Source organism: Bacillus timonensis, assembly GCF_000285535.1.
GTDB classification, from domain to species: Bacteria; Bacillota; Bacilli; order Bacillales; family Bacillaceae_L; genus Ferdinandcohnia; species Ferdinandcohnia timonensis.
Map to the genome: position 1 here is coordinate 29,601 of NZ_HE610986.1, position 7,500 is coordinate 37,100.

7 protein-coding genes are annotated in these 7,500 nt (G+C 31.9%); all 7 read left to right on the forward strand.

The features are described from left to right. The first annotated feature begins 8 nt into the window (after positions 1–8). Complete coding sequence (locus BTHG_RS08600; RefSeq protein ID WP_010676351.1) at positions 9–1,700, forward strand: hypothetical protein; 1,692 nt, start codon at positions 9–11, stop codon at positions 1,698–1,700. An 18-nt stretch (positions 1,701–1,718) separates the two neighbouring features. Continuing rightward, entirely contained in the window at positions 1,719–3,341 is a 1,623-nt protein-coding gene (locus BTHG_RS08605; RefSeq protein ID WP_010676352.1) for a hypothetical protein, read from the forward strand. Then, on the forward strand, positions 3,334–4,029 hold the full coding sequence (locus BTHG_RS08610) for a hypothetical protein (RefSeq protein ID WP_010676353.1): 696 nt from the start codon (positions 3,334–3,336) through the stop codon (positions 4,027–4,029). Before BTHG_RS08605 ends, BTHG_RS08610 begins: the two co-directional genes overlap by 8 nt. Before the next feature lie 18 nt (positions 4,030–4,047). Continuing rightward, positions 4,048–4,806, forward strand: a complete 759-nt coding sequence (locus tag BTHG_RS08615; RefSeq protein ID WP_026021749.1) for a thermonuclease family protein — start codon at positions 4,048–4,050, stop codon at positions 4,804–4,806. A gap of 969 nt (positions 4,807–5,775) precedes the next feature. After that, positions 5,776–6,387 (forward strand): signal peptidase I, encoded by a 612-nt coding sequence (gene lepB, locus BTHG_RS25740; RefSeq protein WP_010676355.1) that lies wholly within the window; start codon positions 5,776–5,778, stop codon positions 6,385–6,387. 230 nt (positions 6,388–6,617) lie between these two features. After that, positions 6,618–7,121, forward strand: coding sequence for a hypothetical protein (locus tag BTHG_RS08625; protein WP_010676356.1), 504 nt, complete (start codon positions 6,618–6,620; stop codon positions 7,119–7,121). Between the two features lie 68 nt (positions 7,122–7,189). Further along, positions 7,190–7,500 (forward strand): hypothetical protein (locus BTHG_RS27050; protein WP_010676357.1); only part of this gene is annotated, 311 nt, incomplete at its 3' end.

Genomic DNA, 7,500 nt, shown 5'->3' on the forward strand with positions numbered 1-7,500 from the left:
AGCCCGACATGATTTATGAACTACAACAATTTATCAATAGAGCTCAAGATAAAAAACACATCAAAGAAACAATGAAGTTGTACACTGATTTTTCAACAACTAAACTAAATGCGACAAATGGCAGAATCAATAATGTCCGCAGGGTTTTTAATCATCTTAAGAAGCTCTTTTCCGATATTATAATCAATCTAGAGGTTGAAATTTACCAGCTGCAAAATAAAGACATTGAAGCGGTAATGAAGAGTAGCTCCTATTCTAACCCCATTAGAGAGCTTTTTTTAAAATTTTTGAAAGAGACATTTTTAATTAAAGGAATAAAATTAGATACAGAGTATGTTCTGTCAAGGAAAGAAAAAAAATCAGATAAAGATATAGATTCAGAGAGGTATTCTCCTGAAGTTTATTATATGTTTGAGCAGCATGTAAAAGATTTAGAAAAACACATTTCCCCCGCAATTGAAAGTAGACAATATGCAAATATGTGGGTTTTAACAACGATGTTACTAACTAACGCTTGGAGACCTAGTGACGTAATTTTTGAAATGCCCTACATTGATATTGAGGTAATAAATGTAAAGGAATTCGATTGGTTTAAAAGCAACCGATTATCTCCAGAACAATGTCAGTTGATAGTAAACCAATTATATCTAAAACTTAACAATGCCGAAGTAAGCAAAACTAATGCTAATCTTCACTTCCTAGTCGCTCCTGATATGGTTAAAAGTCTCGCATATGCTTGTGTCATTTCTGAATTACATTGCCGGTTATTAAAAGGTGATGTTACGCTTTTTGAAAAAGAACGGTTACTACTAGGTTCATTTGTTCCGGGAATTACAGAAAACCCCAACACTTCAGGTACAACGACTCACCAGAAGTTTTTTGAAGGTAAACCAAAATTAATCCCTTTTAGCAGTAAAAAACTACACAATAGTACCATGACTTATTTATTTCTCGATATTTCCGAAGACGAAGAAGAATCTGAATTAGCTCTCGAAGTTGTACAATGGGCAAGGTCTCATGAGGATATAAATGTTACAGCAGGATATATAAAACTTACAAATAAGGACGGTACTCTTGATCGTGTTTCAATAAACTTGTTCAAAAGAGGACATTTTGGGTGGCTATATAACTATATGGTACAACTTGCGTTTTCAAATACAGGAATCCATCAATCATTTGAGCAAAGAACGAAAACGATAGAAGAATTAAAAAAGGAATATACTCCTATACAACTTGAAGCATGGGCTAAAACTTTATTGGATTATAAGAATAGAAAAGAATCTGTTGTTAAAAGATTATATAAAATGAATACTGAAGAATTAAAAGAAATGGTTATAAAAATATATAAAGGGCAAATGCCATCTCTTGATGGGTGTGGTCAATGCTTGAGTTTTCCTGATTGTCACTTTGCAAACAGAAAAACATGCATTGGATGTATTAATTTTATCCCTCTACTTCAACAGGTCTTAATTGAAGCCAAAGAAGAGTTTTATAGACTAATTGATTCAATAAAAAATTGTTATACAGATGCAATTCTAAAACGTGATACAGTGTTTCTATTTAATATATTGCTTTTATTTAATGAAGCTGTGGAAACATTTGGAACCGATACTGTTAATGGATTTCTCCCGTCCGAGGAAAGAAAAAATTCCATTTATAGTATTGCAAACAAATTAAAGTTACCAACTGTTAACACTTAAAGTATGGAGTTGAATAATTTGGAATTAATTAGAGATATAGATAGACGGGGAATTAGTAAGGTATATGTAAAAGAAAAAGTATTTTTTAATGAAGATGATATTAATAGATATATTGACATCTTCAATGAGTTAAGGGATGACGGATTCATTATCGCTTCATCTTTTAATGATGTAATATGGAGACTCCCCTGTAAAGCAACAAATGAATACATTCCTTTAAAATTCGATATTGATTTGTATAAAGAAATAAAACTTGCTTTAAAAATTTATTCTCTTATATTAATAGCGAAAGGTAAATCTACCGGTTGGATAAGAAGTGTTGTCGATATATTAAAAAAAGCTGTATTAGAAACAAATGGATTTCAGCAAACTTCACAGTTAGAAAAATTTCTTTCAAACGAGGATAGATCATATTTTGCTGCAAGAACCATACTAAGTTTTATTGATTTTTATTCAGTTTCTAACAATGTAGAAATTAGGACAAAATGTGAAGGTGTACAATCAGAGGAGCGTAGAAATAGAGAACTTCCACCTTTTTTAGATATTTTCATTTTTGATGAGATAGTAAATGACTATTTTAGAAAAACGAGTATAGAAGATCATTTTCGATACAAGCCAATTCGGCTATGGTGGGCCATAACGAACATTATTCCCATGAGGCCCACTGATTTCTTAAAATTAAAAAGCGATTGTGCTTGGATGGATAATAAGGGGAAATACTGGATTACTCTTTCTCGTTCTAAAAAAGTAAAACAGTCTGTAAGGGATACCCCTCCCCTCCAAACCATTCAAATTAATAAATATGTTTTTGATTTGATTAATAATTTTAAATTATATTTATTTCATAATGACATAGATTCAGACTATCTTTTGCCCCAAACCTTTTACAAGTTAGTTAATTTTAGCAACACTGATAGAACTAGAATTGTTGTAGAAGATCGTTGGCAACTTGGTCAGTTTGGCTCAATTTTAAAGCATTTCCACACTAAAATAGTTAAAGAGCTATATCAAGAAGATTATACAATGGAGATCTTACCCTCCCATACAAGACACTTGGCAATAATAAATTTATTCATGCAAGGATTCAATATGCTTTCAATTGCAAAAATGGCTGGGCATGATGAACTTAACTCACAAAGTAATTATTATAGTCATGCTGAAAATTTTGTAGATTCATTTGTTTATAATCTTGTAAAGTCTGGCCTTTCTGATAGAATCGGAAGCAAAATGGGTGATGGATTTATTGGCTGGAGGCGTGAAACCATAGATAAAGGAAAAAAATATTCATTTGAGGAAGCTAAAGCTCAATTCTTAAAAATAGATTATGGCTTTTGTGAGGATATAAATGGTTTTCCAAATAACTGCGGTGAAGATTGCCGTCCTTGTAACTTCTATATTTTTAAACCGAGTATAAATGAGTATGATAAGGCAATTAAGTGGCTTGAAAGTTATTCAAAAGATATTGGTACTGAAATAAAAAGTGTAGTTCAAACGATGATTTCAACGAGTCAAGCATTGTCCAGTTCATATCGCCCTGATCTAGATGAATCCTTAAAGTCAAAATCCCGTCAATTGCAGCAATTAATGGATCATAAGGCATTGGTGGAATATAAATTATTGGAGGATCATTTAAATGAGTGATAAAACTACTAAGACACAAATAGGCAAAAAACGTGGTCCAAAAGAAAAGGTTAGCGATGCACAAATGAAAGAACTTGCTTTGCAAGTTAAGAAAAAATCTAAACATCAACAATTAACATATTCAATGCTTGAAAAAGAAACAGGTATTGGTAGAAACACTTGGAAACGAAGATTGGAAGACTTTATTCAAGAGTTAAATAAACCAATATTAAGAGACTTTGGCTATACTGACAGTGATGAAATTTACTTTCCAAATATTGAAAGCATCTTCGAAGCATATGGAAGTAATAAACAACGAATTATAAATGAATTGCATCATTTTGAATTATTATTTCAAGAGTTATATGAAGAAAGAAATGACCTAAAAGAAAAATTGAACACGTTAGAAAGTTTTAAGGATAAAATTGAAGAGTACACAAAGGCTATAGGCGATTTACAGCAAGAGGTTAAGCACTATAAAACCCTATACGAGCAAATAATGGTATCTAGTGTTGAACCTCATCTTAGAAATGAATTTGGTTTAAAAGATAATCTACTAGATTTCAACAGCCATATTGAGAAAAATGCCTCGTTAGGTAATTTTCAACAACAATTCCCAGGAATTCGGGAGAATGATAGGGACAAAAATGAAACTATAAGAGATAAAAATATGGAAGAATTAAAAAATCAATTTAATAACTTATTTTGAAAGTAAGATGAATTGAGTATTTTGATTAGATTACTATTGTACTTATGCGTTTTAACCTTGATTATTGCGGGATGTTCCAATCTAACTACCGAGAAAGAGTTAAGTACACAAAATGAACATATAAATCAAGAAAACAATACAGATTATAAAAGAATTGAAGTTGAATTAGTACAACCATCTGACGGAGATACAATTGCCGTAAAATATAAGGGCAATTGTGAAAGCGTAAGATTTTTACTGGTAGATAGTCCTGAGACCTCCCATCCACGTCTTGGTGAGCAACCCTATGGTAAGGAAGCTAAAGAATTCACTAGAAATTCAGTAGAAAATGCACGTAAGATCGAATTAGAATTTGATATTGGGCCTCAAAGAGATAAATATGGACGATTGTTAGCATATGTGTATGTTGATGGCAAAATGATTCAGGAAGGATTGTTAAGGAATGGTCTTGCTAGAGTTGCATATATTTATCCACCAAATACTCGATATGTTGATCAATTCGATGCAATTCAGAAAAAGGCACAAAAACAAGGTGTTGGGATTTGGGAAATTGAAAATTATGCTCAAGAAGACGGATTTCATCCCGATGTAATAGATTCGAAAGAAACAAAGAATAATCAAGAAAATGAGGGTTGTCTTATAAAGGGTAATATTGGTTCAAGTGGGAAGATTTATCATACAACAGATTCACCTTGGTATGAACAAACTAAACCAGAAGTTATGTTTTGTACTGAGAAGGAAGCCGTGAAAGCCGGTTTTCGTCCTCCAAAGCGGTAAAAAAATGGCTAAGGTTGAATCTATTAGGTACACAAACATTGTGAAAAATACAAAAATATTATTGAAATCGTTGTAAGCAAATTAACCCTAAATACTTCAATCCTGCCCCTTATTCAACAAGACCTTAAGGACTTTAATGCGAAAGTCTTTTTGTTACGTGATAATAAAGTCATTTAAAATTAAAATATATTAATTTGTTCCGCAATCGGGCCAATTGTGGAACAAGAAAAAAATCCTGCATAACAATACTGGATTTATAATCAATCTTTTTATAAAACTACAGCAGCGAGTAGCAACCCTGAAAACATCACAAACATGAATATCAATTTCTTTTTCATTGATAATCCCTTCATTTTGATTGTTTATAAGTTTTATTTTTGGAGAAAAAGGTTTTTGTTAAGCAAATGCAACAGGACATCTGAATCCAAATAAAACAAATTGATTATAATTGCTTCAATAGTCATTGGTATTTTATTAGAAACATGTGTATGAGTATTAATAATATGGGAAATCTCCAAAGGCAGGTAATATTTAAACGCTTTGTGTACTGCGTGTACACTGCTGGATCTTTGAACCAAATTCCGTATAAGGTTTGTCCAGATATTCGACCAGTTTGCTGACATCATAGAGAAGAGTTGCAGTAATCAATACAATAATTAACCGTTATACCATACATCTCTTCTAGTGATTTTGCTGCTCCTACGGCTAGTTTTGTCAAACTTCGAGTATGTTGTATCAAGTCCCACCCCCCCCTTTCTTTTTGGGTAATAGATATTGGCATTTTATTCATTAATTAGAAATCAGTTAAGAGAAGATTATTATGGCGGTTCAATTAACATTATTCGAAGAGTTTGATCCATTCGCCGAATAAAAAATAAGTAATACTTGGCTTTTATTGTCCTATATTAAAGAATATATGGTATTATTTGTTAATGGCGATATTGAATATAATTAAAAAGGAGAGTCCAAGTGAAAAAAATTCTTGTGTTCATTTTAATGGTATTTACAGTCTTAATTATTTTAGGTTGTTCCTTTAATGCATCGTCAGAAACACTTAAAGATGAAAATACAAAGCCGGATGTTAAGGTTATTGAAAGTCCTAGCTCCGAAACGATAACTTATCACCATATGTACGATAATATGGACAGAGGTAATCACGATTATTTTGATAAAACCCTAGCGATTGAGAAAAGCATCAATGCGTCTGACCTTTCAAGAGGAGATGTTGTTTTTTTCGATAATGAGGATGGAGATAAAGACATATCCAGAGTTGTTGCTTTGCCAGGTGAAAAAATTGAAATAACTAAAGGACAGATTTACATTAACGGTCAAAAGTTAGATGCATTTTACGGTAAAGCACATAGGTTTGGATTAGATGAAAAAAGTTATTTTGAAATGATGGATAACCAGGGAAATGAATACGATAAAAAAGGTATGGCTGAAGTTTTCGAAACGAGTATGAAAGAAATTAAACTCTCGGATGATGAATACTATTTAATCAGCGATGATTGGTTAAGAGGCAAAATGATGGTACTAAAAGAAGAGAAATTCATTGGAAGAGTAGTTGGATACGTTAAATAATAATGTAACTTGAAAGGCATCGATAATCGATGTCTTTTTTTGCTATGTTGGCTGCTAACCTTTGAATATGACTTGTGGTTATTTTAATTCGATAATGTCGCGGTTTAGGTTCGTAATTATTCGACTTTTCAAATTTCTGAATTGACAATATTATACAATAAGTCTATCATTTAATTGTAAATTCATTTACTTTTATACAAAAATATGGAATATAGGTGGGGTTTGGAGAAATGTTAAAAAATCAAATTATTAGGAAACTCATTTTTTGTACGGTTGTTTTATTAACAATGGTGTCATTTAATCCATTGAGTTCCTACCAAGCGTCTGCAGCTACTTTTGGAACTGCTGGAGTTGATACAGGTTGTGGTGGTAAATGTCATGGCTATTATGCGAATCACTTTACTGCTAGATTTAATGCCACTAGTGGGGCTGGGTACTATACTACAAGTAATTTTCAAGCAACTTTAAATGCTTCCAACCAAATGCAAGATCAATGGACCATAGTTCGGCTAGTTGTTTATTCTTCTGGAAGTCTCGCTTATAGCACTACCTCTACATCAACTAACTATAGGACAGAAGGGAATTCAACATATTGGCAAAATATTAATGCATCAGTTAAGCTGACAAAAGGGGACAATAGAGTTGATTTTAATTTTGCGTATATTCTAAGAGACCCTAGTGGAACAATTAAAGAAAGATGGTTTCCTATAAGGAGAAGTCAGAATATTTACTAAAATAACATTTAAAAGATCTATGAAACTTTAAAAATAGTTCTAGAACACAAATAGGAGGGTTTAATATTTTGAAAAAAATATTTATTTGTCTGGGTATATCACTTGGAATACTATTAGGGGTAATAGGCTATAATTCTTCTACAAGCTTTGCCGGTAAATTATATCCTATGGAAAGTCATAGTTTTGAATTAACACAATACGACAATGAAGGCCTACAAACTCTCGAGATAACTATAGATAAAAATGGTTATTTCTTTAAAGAAGTAAAAAATGGTTCAGATATAGGTAATTTTGAGTTGTGGGATGGTCAGTACTTTTATCGTTATATTAAAGAATACAATGACTTAATGGTTGTTAATAGTCCGAAGGAAGATGGAAA